Genomic DNA, 18,915 nt, shown 5'->3' with positions numbered 1-18,915 from the left:
ATAATGGATAGCCTGCGCGCAAAAGTAGCCAAATGGCCTTATGCGCTTTTATCAGTAATGGCGGGTGTTGCTGCCTTTGGGGCCTACACATCAATGTATGCGTTCCGCAAGGCTTTTGTAGCCGGTACATTTACGGGCTACCAGTATTTTCATATCGACTTTAAAGTTTGGCTGGTAATAGCCCAGATAATGGGTTACGCAATGGCCAAGTTTTACGGCATCCGGTTCATATCCGAAATAACCGGCGCCAAACGAGGTGTTACCATTTTAATGCTTATAGGCATCGCCTGGCTGGCTTTACTGGGCTTCGCGTTGGTACCAGCACCCTATAATGTTGTTTTCCTTTTAATAAATGGTTTCCCACTGGGTTTGATATGGGGTTTGGTATTCAGTTATCTCGAGGGCAGGCGGTCGACTGAGTTTATGGCGGCAGTGCTATCAGTAAGCCTGATATTTGCCTCGGGGTTTGTGAAAACAATAGGTAAATATCTTTTAAAAGCATTACCGATAACAGATTTCCAGATGCCGTTTTTAACGGGGGCGCTGTTCGTGATCCCGCTGGTACTGTTTGTGTTACTACTGGAGCTTATGCCAGCGCCATCGGAAGAGGACATCAAACTGCGCACCAAACGCAAACCCATGAACGCCGCCGAACGCAAGGCATTCTTAAAAAGGTTTTTACCCGGCATTATCATCACCCTTGTTATCTACGTTTTGCTAACTGTTATGCGCGATGTACGCGACAGCTTTGAGCGCGAACTATGGGATAGCTTTGGCATAAAAGACCCGCTGATTTTCACCACAACGAGCACCCAGATATCAATATTTGTATTGATCGCCATCAGCCTGATGATACTGGTGCGCAAAAACCTGCGGGCATTCACTATTATTCACCTGATGATAATAGGCGGTTGTGCAGCCATCGGCGTATCAACCCTGCTTTTCTCCTTAAATATGATAAGCCCCACCAACTGGATGATTGTCACCGGTTTGGGCCTTTACATGGGTTACATCCCTTATAATGCGATATTTTTTGAGCGGATGATTGCTACGTTCCATTACAAAAGCAATGTAGGTTTCTTTATTTACGTTGCCGATTCGGTGGGTTACCTGGGCAGCGTTAGCCTGTTGCTGGTAAAGGAGCTGGGCAAACCAAGCATAAGCTGGGCCGACTTTTTTAAAGAAGGTGTGGTGTTCGTGGCGATAATAGGTGGCATCGGTGGTATATTATCCCTTATTTATTTTTTACGAAGCGCCCGCAAAATCAATAAAAGCGAAGAGCCGCAAGGCGAATTAAACATATTACCTGTATGAACTTAGTATCTTCAAACAAATCGGCAATTATAATTGGTGCCGGTATTGTTGGTTTGGCTACCGCCCGTGCGCTGGCACTCAGAGGCTATAACATAACCATTTTTGAGCGTAACGAACGTGCCGTCGGTGCATCCATCCGTAATTTCGGGATGGTGTGGCCCATAGGGCAGGCAACCGGCCCATTGTTTGAAAGGGCCATGCTGTCGCGCAGTATCTGGAAAGAAATTTGCACCGAAGCCAGCATCTGGCACAACGAAGTCGGCTCCCTGCATTTGGCATACCATGATGACGAACTGCAGGTTATAAAAGAATATGTGGAGGTTAACCATAACCACCGCGACTGCGCTTTACTTACCGCCGAACAGGCCCTGGAAAAATCCCCGGCTGTAAACCCTGACGGATTAAAAGGCGCTTTGTGGAGCGGCGAGGAAATGATTGTAGAGTCGCGTGTAGCCGTTGGGCAGGTTGCAAAATACCTGGCCGAAAGATATGGCGTAGTGTTTCACTGGAACACTGCCATCAGCCAAATTGAACATCCAAGAGTTTTTTCCGGCAACCGTGTTTGGGAAGCAGACGAGATATTTGTTTGCAGCGGCGCCGATTTTGAAACGCTGTACCCCGAACTGTTTTTAGAAACAAACATTACCAAATGCAAACTGCAAATGATGCGCCTGGTTACCCAGCCTGATGAATGGCGCATTGGTCCATCATTATGCGGCGGTCTCTCAATGATACATTACCCCGGTTTCCAGGCGGCGGCTTCGTTACCTGCGCTTCGCAAACGTTACGAGGAACAATATGCTGAATATTTGAAATGGGGCATCCATGTTATGGTATCGCAAAACGGCAGCGGCGAACTAACCATCGGCGACTCGCATGAGTACGGCCTGGTGCACGACCCTTTCGACAAGGAATTTATTAATACTATGATAACTTCCTACTTACACACTTTTGCCACTTTTAAGGACTGGAAACTGTTGCAATCGTGGCATGGCATCTACCCAAAAATGATGAATGGCGCAACTGAACTGATTGTAGATATAGCCCCCGGCGTTACCGTGATAAACGGCGTTGGCGGCAACGGCATGACGTTATCGTTTGGCTTGTGCGAGGAGTATTTTGCGAAAAGAAGTTCATAGTTGATGGTTCATAGTTCATAGCCGACAACCAGCTCCTATTGCTAGCCGCCCGAAGATAATACTAAATTTGAAATCGTTATAAACACAAAGGTTCAGCTTACCGGTTCATTGCAGTTACTATGAACTATCAACCATGAACCATGAACTTTACAAAATGGATACCAGGAGAGATTTTATTAAAAAGGCGGCCCTATTAACGGGTGCGGCCGGCTTATCGGGTTTAATACCGGCTTCAATTCAAAAGGCAATGGCCATTAACCCTGCGCCGGGAAGCACCTACATGGATGCCGAACACATTGTTATCCTGATGCAGGAAAACCGCTCGTTCGACCATGTGTATGGTACGCTTAAAGGTGTGCGTGGTTACAACGACCCGCGCGCCATTAATCTCCCCAATAAAAATAAAGTGTGGCTGCAGTCAAATGCCAAAGGCGAAACTTACGCTCCTTTCCGCCTCGATATAAAAAACACAAAAACCACCTGGATGAATTCGCTGCCGCACTCGTGGCGCAACCAGGTGAATGCCCGCAACGATGGCAAATTTGATAAATGGCTGGACAATAAACGCAGCGGCAATAAGGAATATGCCAATATGCCGCTTACCCTCGGTTACCACACCCGCGAGGACATCCCTTTTTATTATGCCCTGGCCGATGCCTTTACCGTTTGCGACCAAAACTTCTGCTCGGCCCTGACAGGTACCAATCCAAACCGCCTTTATTTTTGGTCAGGTACCATCCGCGAGGAACAAAACGAAGATGCACTGGCCCACGTTTGGAACGAGGATATGGATTATGGCACCCTTAAATGGAAAACCTTTCCTGAACGTTTGGAAGACGCCGGCATATCATGGAACTGCTACCAAAATGAAGTGGCTATTGATACCGGTTTCGAGGGCGAGGAAGACCCCTGGCTTTCCAACTTCCAGGATAACGCACTGGAGTTTTTCGAACAATACAATATCCACTTGCACAAGCCGCATATCATCGCCATGGAAAAAAGGGCGACTGAATTGCCTGCCAAAATTGATGAACTGCAAAAGAAAATAGACGCCCTCCCTGCCGGCGATGCACATATCAGTCACCTTAAAAAACAATTAAGGGAGATGCAGAATTACCTTAAAGGCGTATTGAAAGAGCGTGAAACGTATAAACCGGAAATGTTTGATAAGCTGTCGGACAGGGAAAAAAGCCTGCACAACAAAGCTTTCAGCAATAATAAAAACGACCCGGACTACCGAACGCTTACTGATTTAAAATATACCGACAACGGCACCATGCGTGAGTTGAAAGTACCTAAGGGTGATGTGCTGCACCAATTCAGAGAAGATGTAAACACCGGCAAGCTGCCAACTGTATCGTGGGTAACTGCTCCCGAAAACTTCTCCGATCATCCCAGCGCGGCATGGTTTGGGGCATGGTATGTTTCGGAAGTATTGGATATCCTTACCAAAAACCCTGAAGTTTGGAAGAAAACCATATTTATACTGGCCTATGACGAAAACGACGGCTACTTTGACCACGTACCACCATTTACCGCGCCGCATTCGCACAAAAGCGGAACCGGCAAAGTATCTGAAGGTATTGATACCCGCGTTGAGTTTGTAACCCGCGAGCAGGAACTGGCCCGAAAAGATTTCCCGGAGCATTATGAAAAAGAGAATTCCATCGGCCTTGGCTTCCGCGTGCCTTTGGTGATAGCCTCGCCCTGGAGTAAAGGCGGCTGGGTAAATTCCGAAGTGTTTGACCATACATCCACACTACAATTTTTAGAAAAATTCCTCAGCAAAAAAACCGGCAAAAACATCGTTGAATCAAACATCAGCGACTGGCGTCGTACAGTTTGCGGTGATTTAACATCAGTTTTCAGGCCTTATAATGGCGAAGCAATCCCGACACCGGCTTTTGTACCAAAAAATGAATCGATAGAAGGCATACACAAAGCACAGTTTAAAAAACTGCCTGATGATTATAAGGTGCTTACTACCGATGAAATTGCGCTGATTAACAAAAACCCTCATGCATCGCCGTACATGCCGAAGCAGGAGCCGGGTATAAAACCATCGTGCCCGCTGCCTTACCAGCTGTATGCCGATGGTAAATTGAGTGCAGACAAAAAAACATTCGGACTAAAACTTACAGCCAGCAATAAATATTTCGGAAACACAGCATCCGGCTCTCCATTTAACGTTTATGCCCCGGGTAAGTATTTGAATGAAGATTTGCGTACCTGGGCCTACACCGCAAAAGCCGGCGATACCCTTGCCGACGAATGGCCGCTAAGCGATTTTGAAAACGACAACTACCACCTGCGCGTTTATGGCCCCAACGGCTTTTACCGTGAATTTAAAGGCTCTATTAACGACCCCGATTTAGATATTACTGCCGAATACCAGGCCGGCCACCCTGGTGCCAAAAAACTTACAGGCAATATTGAACTAAGGTTGCATAACCACAGCGCACAACAAAAAAGTGTAATGATAACCGACAATGCTTACGAAGCCAACAACCATGTGGTGGTTATAAAACCGGGGGCAACATCAACCGTAGTTTTAAACCTAACGGCAAGCCATAACTGGTACGATTTTACAGTAAAAGTAAGCGGTATCCAAACTTTCGAGAAACGCTACGCCGGCCGCGTTGAAACCGGAAAATCCAGCTTTAGTGACCCGCAGATGGAGAAGGTGTGAGGCTTACGCTAAACATAATTACCGTCATTGCGAGGAACGAAGCAATCTCTGCGTAGGACAGTCATGGACCTGGATATTTGTGGTGCCCTAAATGCAGCTGATAGGTCACCACAGTGTTATTGCTCCCTGATTAGCATGTGAAGAGGTTGCTTCGTTCCTCGCAATGACGCGGGAGTATTACCTCCAACCCTAAACAAACTGCTGTATAACCTGCTGCAATTGCCCGGCCTGCATTACGCCGCTTTGGCGCCATTTGGTTTCGCTGTTTTTAAAAATCATTAACGTGGGTACACTTTGCACTTTATAGGCATTGGCTGCCGCGGGGTTTTTGTCGATATCTATTTTGATGATGGTAACTTTATCGCCTAAGGCATCTTTTACCTGCTTTAGTATTGGCGGCATCATTTTACACGGCCCGCACCACTCTGCCGAAAAATCAACCAATACCGGTTTATCCGACGCTATTATCTCCTGGAAATTTGCCATAATCTTTTGGGTTTACTACAAGGTAACACTTATTGTGGCGATATGGTTTATTATTTACGGAATATTACTCTGGCGATACAATAGATACCAACTATTACCCGCGCGTCATTGCGAGGAACGAAGCAACCTCTGCACACGCTAATCACGAAGCATAAAACACATGGAGACCTATCAGCCGCTGTAAGGTCTCCATCAAAATTAAGGTCCATGAATGTCCTAAGTAGAGATTGCTTCGTTCCTCGCAATTGTAAAGGTCAAATCATCCTAATGCATCACCTTCGGCCTCGCCGGCTGCAAAATATTATTATCCGACAGCCAATCGGCCAAACGCTGCGGCCAGGTGTTGATTGATTTTAGCTTTGACCGCTGCCCCATATTGAAACCGTGGGCACCTTGTGTAAACAAATGCGCCTCAACCGGTACCTTAGCATCGCGGTAGCGCTGCAACAATTGCATCACAGGTACCGAACAACAAGGGTCGTCATTGGCAGCGAGCAAAAACGCCGGTGGCGCGTCCGAAGGGACAACATCCGGCACATACAGCGGACCAGGATATATTTGCACAATAAAAGCCGGTTTTGAGCTTTGACGGTCTACCGGGTCGGCGGCTTTGGGGTCGCCTTTGCCTTTATCAAATGCCACCATGTCCACCACTTCGCCACCAGCCGAGAAGCCCATCAGGCCAATGCGGTTAGTATCAATACCAAACTCAGCGGCCCGGCTGCGCACCAGGCGCATGGCCCTGAAGCCATCCTGTTTGGCATGTACATCAATTTTATAAGGCGACAAGGTATCGCGCCCCAAACGATATTTTAATACAAAAACGGCTACACCAAGGTTATTTAAAAATTTGGCCGGGTCAATACCCTCAGCAGTGTAAACCAGCAGCCGGTGACCACCGCCCGGACAAACCACTACGGCAGCGCCGGTAGCCTTATCTTTAGGTGGCAAAAAAACGGTGAGTGATGGATTGTGTACATTCCTCACCCAATAATCTTTGGCCAACTCAGGTTCGTTGCGGCGGTTTTCAAATCCCGGTGCGCCTTTTTCCCATAGCGGGATGACAGCAGGCTCGGTTTGCGCCCATGACAAGGCAGGTAATAATAATAGGATTATACAAAGTTTACGCATAGTTAGGTTGATTGATTTGTTAAAGATAATTAATTACCTCCCTTACAACAAAATGCGTTCTCCAATATGTCATTTCGACGAGGAACGAGGAGAAAACTTGTCCATGCGATACTAACGGCGGACAGGTTTAGCGCATAACTTTCAGTCGCAAAAGTTTTCTCACTATCTTTCGATGACATAGAGTTTATTTACTTTAAACTAAACACCTCCAGCGCGATATCTCCCTGGCTACCATTCGGTCGCGGTCCATTTGGCGGGGGATTACCACCCGGTTTAGCACCTGGAGACGGACCACCCGGTCCCCCACCCGCGCCCCCTGCAATGTATATTTTTCCGTTAAGCACAGTACCGCCAACGCCGTTACGGGCCTGGTTTAAATCAGCCACTTTTTGCCATTGGGTATCTTTGGCAGGGTCGAGGCAGTAAACATCTTTTTGAGGACCGTTGGGCTTAGTATCGGTAGCGCGTTCGCCACCTATGTAAAATATCTTGTTGTCTAAATTAACCGCAGTACCGCCACCGGTTCCCATCGGCAATTTAGCGGCCAGCGTGCTCCACTTGCCTGTTTTAAAATCGTAACAATCCACACCAAGCACCACCTTGTTAAAAAACGACATGAAATTATCAGCATCGTGCAAACTGGTGTTGCGGCCGCCAATAGCATACAACTTATCACCCACAACCACGGCCATGCTATGATCGCGTATGTGGGGAGCATCGGCGAGGCTTGTCCATTTGTCGGTTGCCGGGTCGTAGCAGTCGAACATGCTGTTGGTACCGCTGCGATGTCCGTGGGTTATGCCGCAAACTATGTAAAGCTTACCGTTATAAACTGCTTCGCCTGCGCCAGCCCTTCGGCGTTCCGCTGGTGTTTCCGCAAGTTTTTGCCAGCTGTCCTTTTTAGTGTCGTAACTGTAAACATTCGGTAGCGGAATTTGATCCGGATAGCCTCCCTGGTAAAAAGCATCAAGCACATAAACTTTATCGCCAAGGCCAACCGCCTGCAAATGGTGCATAGTGAAAGGGGCCATAGCCTTTTGTGCCCAACTGTTTGTTTTGGCGTCGTATGCCTCAACCGGTCGGGCGGGACCGTCACCGCCGATTAGGTATAGTTTGTTATCAACGGCTACCAGGCTGCATTCGCTGCGGGGGGCGATTTTGTTGGTAGATTTTATTAATTGCCAATGGCCCTGGGCGCGGGTAGCGGTTGATAGGCCGCCGGCTAAAAGTAAAATAACTAGTATCTTTTTCATGGCGATATTTAACAATATAATATCAATTAAAAGCCGTCATTGCGAGGAACGAAGCAACCTCTACACTCGCTAATCATCGGACCAAAAACTTTGTGGTGAACTAAAAGCGGCTTTGAGATCACCATAAACACCAAGGTCCCTGATTGTCCTGTGTAGAGGTTGCTTCGTTCCTCGCAATGACGATGGGTGTGTTCTCTACTTAGTTTCCTTATACATCACCATCCCGCTATTATCTACCCCATAAACCTTGGCAATAGCTTTAATAACAGAACCCTTAGCCACCTTAAATGGTTTTGAATATTCATTCTCTTTAACAAACGCCGGGGTGCTGCCATCAGTTGTGTAATAAATTTTAGCGCCATTGGTTGCGCTGCTCATGCTTACCGTACCACCTTTTACGCTGATAATTGGTTCTATCACCCGGTTTACATAATGACGGGTACGTGCATCCTGTATCACACCCTTCCAGTTCATCCCAAAGCCAAAATCGTAGGTATGGCCATCGGCATCAGTATAGCATTGCATATCATGCGGAATATCCTCATCCTGCAATTCAACAGTTTGCATATTGGCCGGCATCTGGAACGGCAGCAGTCCTGATGGTTCGGCAGTGCCGGATAAAATATCCAGTATCGCCTGGTTTTGCACGCCAAAGCTGGCAACGATGGCATTGGCGTCTTTTTCAAATTCAGCCGGCACAGCAGGTTTGGTTAGCGTGATTACTACGATTACCGGCTTACCGTTCATGGCAGCTTTTGTGCTTTGTATGGTTTTTAAATCGGTTAGGTTGGCGGCAGTTATGCTTTTGCCTTTGTAGGTTCTGTCAGTTACCGTTGGTTCTACAGGGTCGCCGGCGGCAATGCTGTGCTCGCGGGCATCGGTGGCGGTATACGGGCCGTATTGCAGGGTAATCGGCACGTAGCCGGTACCTCCGCTTTTTACATCTTCGCTATCATAGCCTGCCCCGCCGCTTGGGCTACTTACAAAAACAATGGCGCAATCGGCTTTGGCCGGGTCATCGGTAACGTTATAATATTTCTTCAGCAGTTCGGCATTCACGGCATCCTCAAATTTCTCTTTTGATGGCGGTCCGAAAAATCCCTTAACCGACGGACTGTATTTTTTTGGCAGATAGACGGTTTTACCCTTTTGCAGCGGAAGCACGTTTGCGGTGTTTTTTAGCAGCACTACCGATTTTAGCTGTGCGTTGTAACCGGCAGTCATAAACTCCGGTTTGCCCACTATTTGTTTGGATGTTTCTATATCCAGGTAAGGGTTTTCAAATAAGCCTGTCCTGAAAATATTGCGCAATAACCTTACCGCCGACAGTTCGAACCTTGCCCGCATAAACGGTTCGCCATGGTCTTTAACACCCATTTGGTAGGCCTCAATTACCGGACCGGCTACATTGTTACCTCCAAACTGATCGACACCGGCCATCAATACCTTATAATGCCGCTCGGCAACAGTTTTGTCTTCCATTCCCCACGATTTACCTGCGAAAACATCCGGAGTTTTGCCTTCATCGGCAGTAACGAGCCAGTCGGTACAAACCACACCGTCGTAGCCGTATTTTGTACGCAGCAAATCGGTTATTAAATATTTACTGTAGCTATTGCCACGGTCTTCTTTGTTTTTGATATCTCTGCCGTACGATATGGTATAATAAGGCATCACCGCCGAAGCCATTTTTGTACTCCCCGAAAGCTTCAAAGCACCATCAACAAACGATACCAGGTGCTCATCAAAATTATTACCCGGGTAAACGGCAAATTTGCCGTAAGCAAAGTGGGCATCCCTTCCCCCCTCTTCGGGGCCGCCGCCCGGCCAGTGTTTCATCATGGCGTTTACACTATTGTAGCCCCAGCCTCCTTTTATTTCTCTATCACCTGTAGAAGTTTGAAAGCCGTCAACATAAGCGCGGGCCATATCAGCCGCCAGTTGCGGGTCTTCGCCAAAGGTGCCGTTGATACGTGCCCATCTTGGCTCCGAGCCTAAATCAATCTGCGGCGATAGTGCGGTGGATATTCCTAATGCCCGGTACTCTTGAGCTGCTATCGAGCCAAATTGTTGTACAACAGCAGGATCGAATGTGGCGGCTAATCCCAATTGGTCAGGCCATTGCGATATTTTGCCACCTGCGCCCGCGGTATATTCAACACCCGAGTTGGTACCATGCCGCGGGTCGGAACTGTTGTTTGCCGGTATACCAAAACCGCTGCCCTCAACCAGGGCCTGTACATTATTGTTCCATTGTGCGGCAACCGCCGGGCTTTGTACAGATGTAACCAGCACGTGCCTTAAATTATCGTTTATTAAAAATGCCTTTTGCTGATCCGTTAAATCGGATGCTTTTGCGCCGCTTTGCGGGAAAGGTTTTCCGTTATAAGTAGCGGCTCCCATCGGGCCGGGCATGGCAGGTATAGCCTGGTGTGCGCTATACAGCATCAGCCCGGCAATTTGCTCAACCGAAAGTTTTGATGCCAAATCCTTTGCGCGTTCATCCACCGTTAAACGCCAGTCTTCATATTTATCCAGCTTGCCATTCTTGTTTAAATCCTTAAACGAAAACCCATCAACCGTTAAAATTTTTACGCCAGATGTTGTCGAGTAGCCCAACGCTGGCCCGTTGGTGTTTTTAACTAATACAATGCCCGAACTGTCGGCCCCTGGTTGTTTGTTTAAGATATTGACATTGGTGCCACCAGTCATACCGGCCAATAAAATAGTCGATGCCCCGGCAAGACAGACTACGGCAAACGGTTTTAAATTTTTCTTCATAATTATACGCGGCAAAAGGGTTAAATTAAATTACTAATGCTTAACAGGTTCATAATAACCAGGCTGGTTATAACATTGTGTTTATTTGACACAATTAAAAGTAAATATAAAAATAATATGCGGTGATTATAATAGATGAGGATTTGATAAATATAGATGAAGGGCTTTGTTTGGATGATGAAGAGCGGAGTGTAACCGACCAGGATTTTCCCCTCTAAATTTCTGTAACTTTCCTTTTACAATAACAGGATTTGCATATCTTTATGGCGGTTTCACAACCTTTTCACAATGCAAAAAACCTGGTTAATACTTTTACTGGCCGCCGTGCTGGTTTCCTGCCATAAGGACAATTCCACAGATATTAAAAAACAATTTATAACTAACGACCATACTGTTAACGTAACATTTGATGAACAGCATCCGGGGCATGTCATCCCTGATACATTTGAAGGGCTTAGCTTTGAAAACGGCGTTTTTGGCCAGGATATTAATTACCTTAACGAAAACAACAGCGTTCTGATCCAACTGATGAAAAACATTGGCCCCGGCATCATCCGGATGGGCGGCGGCACCAGCGACCTGATAACCTGGACCGGATCGCCACGCAGCGGTGCTACCCAGCCCGATGCAATTACAACTTCAGATATCGACCATCTGGCTGCTTTTTCAAACGCTACCGGCTGGCCTGTTATCTTCGGCTTAAACCTTGCTGACAATGACCAGGATGTAGCAGCGGACGAAGCGACTTACGTTTCGCATTCGCTGGGCAGCAGCCTGTATGCCTTTCAATCGGGTAATGAGCCCGACGCTTACGCACCCTACAATCACCTTCGCAACCCTACCTATTCGTTTGGCGATTTCTTGTCTGAGTGGCGGGGCTACCAGGCTGCTGTTCAAAAAGCGGTACCAGGCGCTAGTTTTGCCGGACCAGATGTTGCATTTAACACTTCGTGGATAACATCATTTACAGACAATGAGGGTTTCGAGGTAAAATTGCAGGATGGCCACTACTATGAAACCGGACCTGCAACCAGTGCCGGCATTACCTACCAGTCAATTTTAGGGCATAGCATAAAGCTTGCCGAACTTATACGGTCGTTTAAAACATCAACATCCAAAACCCAGCCGCCATTTAGGGTTACCGAGTGCAATAATGTTTACGGCGGAGGCAAGGTTGGCGTAAGCGATGTATTTGCATCAGCAATTTGGGCGCTTGACGCAATGTGGACATTAGCCGATAACGGCTGCCAGGGGATTAATTTTCACACAGGTGTGGGCCTGCACTACTCTCCTGTAATACGGGAAAATGGCGTATTTGTAGCTAAGCCCGAATATTATGCCATGCTCGCCTTTAAATATGGCAGTGCAAACGGGCGATCAATACCGACAACAATTGACAACTCGCTATTTTGTAGCGCACATGCCTGCCTCGTTGATGGTAAGTATTCAGTCACCCTGGTAAATAAAAGCCTCGATAAAAGCTTCGACTTTAATATCATCCCGGGCAAAATTATCTCCTCCATAAATGTCACCAGGCTAACCGCACCGGCAATAGACGCCAAAACCGGCGTTACATTCGGCGGGGCTGCAGTAAAAGCCGATGGTACCTTTGGCGCCGTTACATCTGAAAACTCCACTATTAATAAAACAAGCTTTATCGTTACCGTACCTGCAGGCAGCGCGGCAGTTGTTGTTGCCCAATAAAGCAGTTTTGTAAACCTAACTATGCCAATCCATGCGAATTGTCAGTTTGGCAGTATTGTGTCATGAAAAAAGTGGACTGATTTTTACGAAAATCTGCCCATTGTCATGTCTACTGCCAAATTGACAAAAAAATATTTTAAAGGATTAGTGTACTGGATACATACCGATTTCCGCCCAGTTTTTTTGAAAAGTTTGTCCAAACGCTCACATGTTAATCTGCGTTAACAAACCACACAAAACGCTGCAATTAATTTTTTAGCCTGAAGTTAATAGCCCTCGAAAAAACTCACTTTTTTCGGCTTGATATTAAAAAACGACTAAAAAACGAACATTATTTCTGCAAACACTCGTTTTTTCACGTTAAAAACATCAAAATATCGACAAAAACTAAAATAACACCTGTTTTTTAAGTGAATTTAAAAAAATAGCAAATTTCTATTTCAGCGTTTTTGGGTCGAAAAATATTTTTTTAAAAATGGCATGTTTTGTGTCGCCTCCCTAGTGCAGAACGTATTTTAGTTTCTGAAGAGTTATTAATCATTTTTTAAATAAATACTTAAAATTAGACCCATGTTAGTTGTATTAGAAGTTGTTGCCCTGTTAGCAGTTATCATTTTACCGTTAGTTCCTGCTAAAAGGACAGCGAAATAATAAGATATAAAAACCGCTTAAGAAATTTGAAGGACGGCCCCATTGGCTGTCCTTTTTTATTTTACAAAATCCGGTAAGCTTTACATTGCGTAAGGCCTGCCATATTCTTTATATTTGCCCCATATTGAACTAATGAGCCAGAGAGAAATTAAATGCCCGCATTGCGGTAAATGGACTTTATGGGAAGGTGGCCTTGATGACAGGTGCATTAATTGCAATGGCTTTTTAGAAACACACCAATTTTCGCGCGGAGTTGAACGAAAAGCCCGGCAGGAAGCATTGAAAGAAAGTGGGTTTCTTTACATCCGCCCGGGCGATGGCCTTGTTAAACGTTTTTTAAAAAGATCGATAAGTGCATTCCGTTGGTTTGGCATTTATCTGCAGATACTTTTTTTTGTTGTGGTAACCATCATCATCGTACTGATAAGCCTTATACCGGGCTAAATGAAAACCCTGCTCAACAGATGGTTTATAACCGGCTGTGTTGTTTGGCTTTGGGTATTTGCTACCAGGAAGCTGCATCACCCCATTCCTTATATTAATGGCTACATTACCGATGTATTTGCCATCCCTGTAATTGCCACCATTGCCCTTTGCTTTCAGCGGGTTGTTGTATTTAAAAATAATTTTTATACCCTATCTAAATGGCACGTGGTGTTTATTACAGTATATGTATCGCTGGTATTTGAAGTGTTGCTGCCCTGGCTGTCCAAAACCTATACCGGCGATTGGGTTGATGTTGGGCTTTACATTGTTGGGGGAATTTTTTTTTATAGGGTGATGAATAGGCCGGTGGCAGAGATTAGAGGTTAGTTAATTAGAGATTAGTTGAACGCGCAAATTTGTCATTCTGAACGGCAGTGAAGAACTATCTCTTGAGCGCAGCGAAAAATCTTCTGCATGCGACATTTACTACACAAAGGTATTGAAGCGACTTGAATGACGCATACGTATCGATTGAATAAGATTCTTCGCTGTCGCTCAGAATGAAAAGGAGAGATTGATCCATTTCTCCAAATCTCCAATCTCTAATCAACTAATCTCTAATCTTTAACGCTCCTGTCGGGCACCTAGCCACCTGCTCAGCAATTTCCTTACTTGTAGCCCCATCCATATTTACCCATGGTTTGGCAGCAGGGTTAAATACCTGTGGTAATTGAGTAGCGCAACGGGCAGCATGCTTACAAAGTTCTGGCCGCCATTCAACGGTGATTTCGCCGTTGGTATAGCTATGTGTGTTTTCTACTTCGGTGCCGGTGTAGGCAAAGGTGCGTACCTGAATTTCGCCTTCCAGTATTTTTGATACCGGGCAAACTTTGGCAATTTGGGTTAAGCGTTCACGCTGTTCATCAGTAACCGGGGTTAAGAAATTCAGGTCGCGGTCAATCACGGTTATCTTTTTATCGCCTTCCAATTTAAAATACATATTAACTGCAACTGCAATCTGCGGGATATCCCAGCCTTTACGGTCGATATACATGCGCAGCGTTGCCAGCGTACAACACCCCAGCGACGACAGTAATAAGGTATAAGGATCGGGCCCAAGGTCTTTTCCCCCGGCAATTTCCGGCTCGTCCGAGATAAACTTACCATTGCGCCACACAACTGTGCATTTAAATTTTTCGGTGCCAATGCTGGCAGCCACCGGGTTGGCTAATATGTATTCCATCCTTTATTCCTTTCTACTATAAACTATGAACCATCAACTATGAACTTTTCTATCACAACCTTTCCGGCTATGAACCATCCCGCATGTGCGGGATCAACTATGAACTAAAAAACCACATCCCCAAACTCGGGCGTTAACTCAAATATCTTTTTGGCGAAGGGGCAATAGGGTAAAATCTTCATCTTGTGCTCGCGGGCATATTCAACCCCGGCCCTTACCAGTTGTTTGCCCAGGCCTTTGCCTTCGTAGGCTTCGTCAACTTCAGTATGGTCAATAATAAACTTGTCCGGTCCCGAAAAAATATAGTGCATCAGGGCAACTTCCTTTCCATTGTCTTCTATAAAGAATGCGCCGCGTTTACCGTCGTTTTTGTTTTGTACCTGCATATTAGTGATCAGAGGTTGGAGACCAGAGATTAGTTTCTGTCCGCTTTGTAAAAATAGCATAATTATTTGTGTGGATAAACCTCCAACACGCACCCTAATTAGTTTTTTTATCAGGAATGATTTACATTCGGGCTTTACAACTAATCTCCAGTCTCTAATCTCTGATTAACTATCATGGAACCCATTACCATAAATACCCTCAGAACATTCGAAGCATTGGCAAGCGTTCCCGATGAGCAACTGCAATGGCTGATAGATACTTGTGAAGAACGGGTTTTGCCTGAAGGGACTCTATTTGTAAAACCCGGGGATCCGATGGTTGGCCCCCATTTTATAATTAGCGGCGAGTTCGCAGCATTTGTATCGCAAAGTAACAGCAAACGCGAACTGGGAATTTTTGGCGCCGGGGTAATTACCGGTTACCTGCCCTACTCGCGTGGCAAAACTTCAAGCGTTTACATGAAAGTGCGGAACGAAGCGCGCATTCTTACCTTCCCAACCGAACGGATCCGGGAAATGATAAAGGACCACTTTGAGCTTACGCAGGCGTTGGTGCATGTGATGAGCAACCGGGTGCGCGAGTTCACCGCCTTTATGCAACAGAACGAAAAAATGATGGCCTTGGGCAAGCTATCAGCCGGTTTAACACACGAGCTTAACAACCCGGCATCAGCCATTGTACGCGACTCTGTGTCATTACGCGAGCACCTGCGCCTTGAGCCGGAGACGTTTAAAAAGCTTACGGCTATTAAAATGGATAGCATGCAGGTTGACATCGTTAATGATGAATTATTTCGCGTACTTGCCGAAACAGACCGGCCCAGGCTTTCATTGAAAGAAAAAACCAAGCGCGAAGAAGAAATTGCAGATTGGCTGGATAGGCTCGACATAGAAGATGCTTATGATATGGCCGAAACGTTTGTCGATTTTAACTTTAAGGTGGCCGATCTCGAAAACTTTAAAAAAAACATCCCGGATGCTTTTTTATCGCCGGTTTTTGGGTGGATAAATACCCTGCTGGTTACCGAAAAAATGGTGGAAGATATCCAGGAGTCGGCACGCCGTATTGCCGAGCTGGTAAAATCAGTTAAAACCTTTACCCATATGGACCGCGGGGCCGATAAACAATACGCCGATATACACATCGGTATCCGCAATACACTAACCATGCTGGGCTACCGTAAAAAGAAAGGTAATATCACGCTTGTTGAAGATTTCGATTTTACCCTGCCACCTGTAAAAGCCCTGATTGGCGAACTAAACCAGGTTTGGACCAACCTGATTGACAATGCTTTTGACGCCATGGACCAAAACGGCAAAGGCACATTAACCATCAAAACCGAAAAAGATAAAGAGTTTGTTCGCGTCAGCATCATCGATGATGGCCCCGGCATCCCCGAAGAAATACGTTCAAGGGTGTTCGACCCGTTCTTTACCACCAAAGAGATGGGAAAAGGCACAGGTATGGGGTTAGAAGTAGTACAACGGATTGTAAACCAGCATAACGGGTCGATAAAAGTCAGCTCGGTACCGGGGCATACGGAGTTCGTGGTGTGTTTTCCGATAAATGGGTGATTTTGATTTCGGATGTCGAATTAACTCCGTTGAGGGCTGCGCCGTTTTCGATTTCGGATTTTTTCTTTTTTATAGCTACGGGAGACGCAAAATATTGCGTCTCTACAATCTGCGATTACCCTTTCTTAATCACGTAAAAAAATATCCCCGTCCTGGTTTCAAACCCAAGCGAGTGGTAAAGATTTATCGCCCTTTCATTTTTCGATAACACATGCAGAAAAGGAATTTCGCCGGCTGCCTTTATGCGCTCCACCTGGTACATAATTAACCGGGCAGCATAACCTTTGCCAACATGGTTGGGATGGGTGCATACGGCGCTTACCTCGGCATAGGGTTTTGGGTTTAAACGCTGGCCCGCCATAGCCACCAGTTCCCCGCCCTCAAAAATTCCGCGGTAATGCCCGTACTCTATGGTTCTTTGTGCAAACGGGCCGGGATTGGTCAATTTAGTAAGCGCGAGCATTGCGGGCACGTGTTCTTCGGTTAAAGGGACAAATTCCTGTTTCTTATCTACCTGCCGGGCGGGCGTTTCGCACACCATTTGCAGGCAATCCATACGTTCAATTAGTCGCCAGCTTTCGGGGATAGTTATTTCAACCGGTGAAATCACACCAAAAAAAGCCCGCGGCGGGGCCATGTCATAAAGCGCCTGCAGGTTTTCAACTGTATTTTCATTCAGCGCGGCAAATGGCGAAACATCCGGCTGAAAATATTTCACATTACCGGTACCGACAGCGAATTGGGAATTTCCGGAGTGCAGCGCATTCCAGGCAGGATTATCAAGCAGGTGTTTCATTATAACCGCATTTTAATAAGATGCTTTTGATGCATCAAAGTATAACTGGCGGCGGCAAAGCTATTAAATTACCAATTACACCAAAGAATTTCAATGGACATTTACCCATCATATTATTGTCATTTAAACCACCTCACGTTGTCATTAATGCCACTCACTCTCGTGTCATAATGAAAGTATGTTTGTATTGTTCAATCTGTTAACTTTAAATTATAGTAACATGAGTACGCTAAACGAACAATTTACAGCAATGCTGTTAAAAAGCCCCAACAAAGGCGGCTGGACCTATGTAATATGGCCTGAATCAGTTTCGTTTTTTAAAACCCGCGGCTTAGTTAAAGTGCGCGGCACAGTCGACGGTCATCCTTTCCGCAGTTCCTTTATGGCCTTAGGCGATGGTACGCACAAACTGCCGGTAAAAGCAGAAATGCAAAAACTCATCAATAAAAAAGAAGGCGACAGCGTAACGGTGGTTTTAGAAGAGAGAATAGATTGATGTGCGGATGGGGAATACGATTTGAAGATGCGTTGATTTGAAGATTTGAAAATAAAACAATCCTGAAAATCCTGGTAATCCCTGAATCGTGTCAAATCGGTGCAATCATCCCGAATCGGTGAAATCAAAAAATAAAGAAAGGCGTTCCGTATCTCACCCCGGAACGCCATGTAATGTTAAAATCAGTCCCGCTATTACCCGGAACAATCAACTAAATCCAGGCCGGGTATCTCACCTCCCGCACCTTTTCTCATGATTATTTAAAATCATTAAGGTCGTTATTACTGAATACCTGTATGACGCACAGTTATACGGTATCGTTACAAAAAATTTATGTAAAATCCTTGTAAACAAGCGATAGAGCTATATTGAATACATTTTCAACTTAGCTCTATCAGCAAAATTTATTGTCCGCCGCCGCCCGGAGGGCCGCCAAAGCCGCCACCACCCGGAGGGCCGCCGCCCATTCGCGGACCACCCGGGCCACCTGGCCCCATATTAGGTGCTTTGCCCGCCATTTTGGTGAAGCGATAAGTGAATGTTAACAGGTAGTACCTGCCAAGCTTATTAGCGTTGGTTTGAGTCACAAAGTTTCCGTTTTGTGTGCTGGTGTAGCCTGTGTTCTCATTAAACACATCGTAAACCCCGGCACGTATGGTTGCCATATTACCTTTCAGGAACCTGCGCTCAACATAGGTGTTAAATATGTTGGGATTGGTAGAGCCTTTATAACCATAATATAGCATCTTGGTATAGTCATAGCTAAGCGTCCAGTTTTTCCAAAAGTAATTTTTGCCGTTAAGGCCCAATTGCCAGGTGCGGAAATTGTCGTTAATACCCGGCTG

16 protein-coding genes are annotated in these 18,915 nt (G+C 45.9%); 8 read left to right on the top strand and 8 right to left on the bottom strand.

Annotated features, from left to right (window positions below):
* Window positions 1-3 precede the first annotated feature (3 nt).
* The 3 genes from Q0R52_RS17800 (at window position 4) to Q0R52_RS17790 (ending at window position 5,142) form a co-directional block, all read left to right on the top strand.
* A complete protein-coding gene (locus Q0R52_RS17800; protein ID WP_295796652.1) occupies window positions 4-1,314 on the top strand; it encodes a DUF5690 family protein in 1,311 nt (436 codons plus the stop codon).
* A complete protein-coding gene (locus Q0R52_RS17795) occupies window positions 1,311-2,453 on the top strand; it encodes a TIGR03364 family FAD-dependent oxidoreductase (RefSeq protein WP_295796650.1) in 1,143 nt (380 codons plus the stop codon). Before Q0R52_RS17800 ends, Q0R52_RS17795 begins: the two co-directional genes overlap by 4 nt.
* Window positions 2,454-2,586: 133 nt before the next feature.
* Entirely contained in the window at window positions 2,587-5,142 is a 2,556-nt protein-coding gene (locus Q0R52_RS17790; protein WP_366520914.1) for a phosphocholine-specific phospholipase C, read from the top strand.
* A 189-nt stretch (window positions 5,143-5,331) separates the two neighbouring features.
* Here Q0R52_RS17790 and trxA read toward each other — a convergent pair whose 3' ends face one another.
* The 4 genes from trxA to Q0R52_RS17770 all read right to left on the bottom strand — a co-directional run bounded on the left by trxA (window position 5,332) and on the right by Q0R52_RS17770 (window position 10,793).
* Window positions 5,332-5,628, bottom strand: coding sequence for a thioredoxin (gene trxA / locus Q0R52_RS17785; RefSeq protein ID WP_252788251.1), 297 nt, complete (start codon window positions 5,626-5,628; stop codon window positions 5,332-5,334).
* 264 nt (window positions 5,629-5,892) lie between these two features.
* Window positions 5,893-6,759 carry an alpha/beta hydrolase gene (locus Q0R52_RS17780; RefSeq protein ID WP_295796648.1) on the bottom strand — a complete coding sequence of 289 codons (867 nt, stop codon included), beginning with the start codon at window positions 6,757-6,759 and terminating at the stop codon, window positions 5,893-5,895.
* Window positions 6,760-6,947: 188 nt separating this feature from the next.
* Window positions 6,948-8,012: a kelch repeat-containing protein gene (locus Q0R52_RS17775; protein ID WP_295796647.1), complete on the bottom strand. Its 1,065-nt coding sequence runs from the start codon at window positions 8,010-8,012 to the stop codon at window positions 6,948-6,950.
* 195 nt (window positions 8,013-8,207) lie between these two features.
* Complete coding sequence (locus Q0R52_RS17770; protein WP_295796646.1) at window positions 8,208-10,793, bottom strand: glycoside hydrolase family 3 N-terminal domain-containing protein; 2,586 nt, start codon at window positions 10,791-10,793, stop codon at window positions 8,208-8,210.
* Window positions 10,794-11,081: 288 nt separating this feature from the next.
* Here Q0R52_RS17770 and Q0R52_RS17765 point away from each other — a divergent pair, with 288 nt between their 5' ends.
* The 3 genes from Q0R52_RS17765 (at window position 11,082) to Q0R52_RS17755 (ending at window position 13,961) form a co-directional block, all read left to right on the top strand.
* Window positions 11,082-12,497 carry a glycosyl hydrolase family 79 C-terminal domain-containing protein gene (locus Q0R52_RS17765; RefSeq protein WP_295796644.1) on the top strand — a complete coding sequence of 472 codons (1,416 nt, stop codon included), beginning with the start codon at window positions 11,082-11,084 and terminating at the stop codon, window positions 12,495-12,497.
* 783 nt (window positions 12,498-13,280) lie between these two features.
* On the top strand, window positions 13,281-13,592 hold the full coding sequence (locus tag Q0R52_RS17760) for a hypothetical protein (RefSeq protein WP_295796643.1): 312 nt from the start codon (window positions 13,281-13,283) through the stop codon (window positions 13,590-13,592).
* Window positions 13,593-13,961, top strand: coding sequence for a hypothetical protein (locus Q0R52_RS17755; RefSeq protein WP_295796641.1), 369 nt, complete (start codon window positions 13,593-13,595; stop codon window positions 13,959-13,961).
* Between the two features lie 223 nt (window positions 13,962-14,184).
* Here Q0R52_RS17755 and Q0R52_RS17750 read toward each other — a convergent pair whose 3' ends face one another.
* Together Q0R52_RS17750 and Q0R52_RS17745 are read right to left on the bottom strand one after the other, a co-directional pair.
* The gene (locus Q0R52_RS17750; protein ID WP_295796639.1) at window positions 14,185-14,817 is read right to left on the bottom strand and encodes a (4Fe-4S)-binding protein; all 633 of its coding nucleotides are present in this window, start codon (window positions 14,815-14,817) and stop codon (window positions 14,185-14,187) included.
* A gap of 104 nt (window positions 14,818-14,921) precedes the next feature.
* Window positions 14,922-15,203: a GNAT family N-acetyltransferase gene (locus Q0R52_RS17745; protein WP_295796637.1), complete on the bottom strand. Its 282-nt coding sequence runs from the start codon at window positions 15,201-15,203 to the stop codon at window positions 14,922-14,924.
* Window positions 15,204-15,377: 174 nt separating this feature from the next.
* On the opposite strand from Q0R52_RS17745, the gene Q0R52_RS17740 reads away from it, so the two are divergent.
* Window positions 15,378-16,778: an ATP-binding protein gene (locus Q0R52_RS17740; protein ID WP_295796636.1), complete on the top strand. Its 1,401-nt coding sequence runs from the start codon at window positions 15,378-15,380 to the stop codon at window positions 16,776-16,778.
* 115 nt (window positions 16,779-16,893) lie between these two features.
* Here the strand turns inward: Q0R52_RS17740 and Q0R52_RS17735 are convergent, their stop codons facing one another.
* Window positions 16,894-17,574 carry a GNAT family N-acetyltransferase gene (locus tag Q0R52_RS17735; protein WP_295796635.1) on the bottom strand — a complete coding sequence of 227 codons (681 nt, stop codon included), beginning with the start codon at window positions 17,572-17,574 and terminating at the stop codon, window positions 16,894-16,896.
* Between the two features lie 220 nt (window positions 17,575-17,794).
* On the opposite strand from Q0R52_RS17735, the gene Q0R52_RS17730 reads away from it, so the two are divergent.
* Window positions 17,795-18,070, top strand: a complete 276-nt coding sequence (locus tag Q0R52_RS17730; RefSeq protein ID WP_295796633.1) for a DUF1905 domain-containing protein — start codon at window positions 17,795-17,797, stop codon at window positions 18,068-18,070.
* A gap of 404 nt (window positions 18,071-18,474) precedes the next feature.
* Here the strand turns inward: Q0R52_RS17730 and Q0R52_RS17725 are convergent, their stop codons facing one another.
* A complete protein-coding gene (locus Q0R52_RS17725; protein WP_295796631.1) occupies window positions 18,475-18,879 on the bottom strand; it encodes a hypothetical protein in 405 nt (134 codons plus the stop codon).
* Window positions 18,880-18,915 lie beyond the last annotated feature (36 nt).

Source organism: Mucilaginibacter sp. (genome assembly GCF_025359345.1).
Classification (GTDB): domain Bacteria; phylum Bacteroidota; class Bacteroidia; order Sphingobacteriales; family Sphingobacteriaceae; genus Mucilaginibacter.
This window is presented reverse-complemented; position numbering and strand designations above follow the sequence as displayed.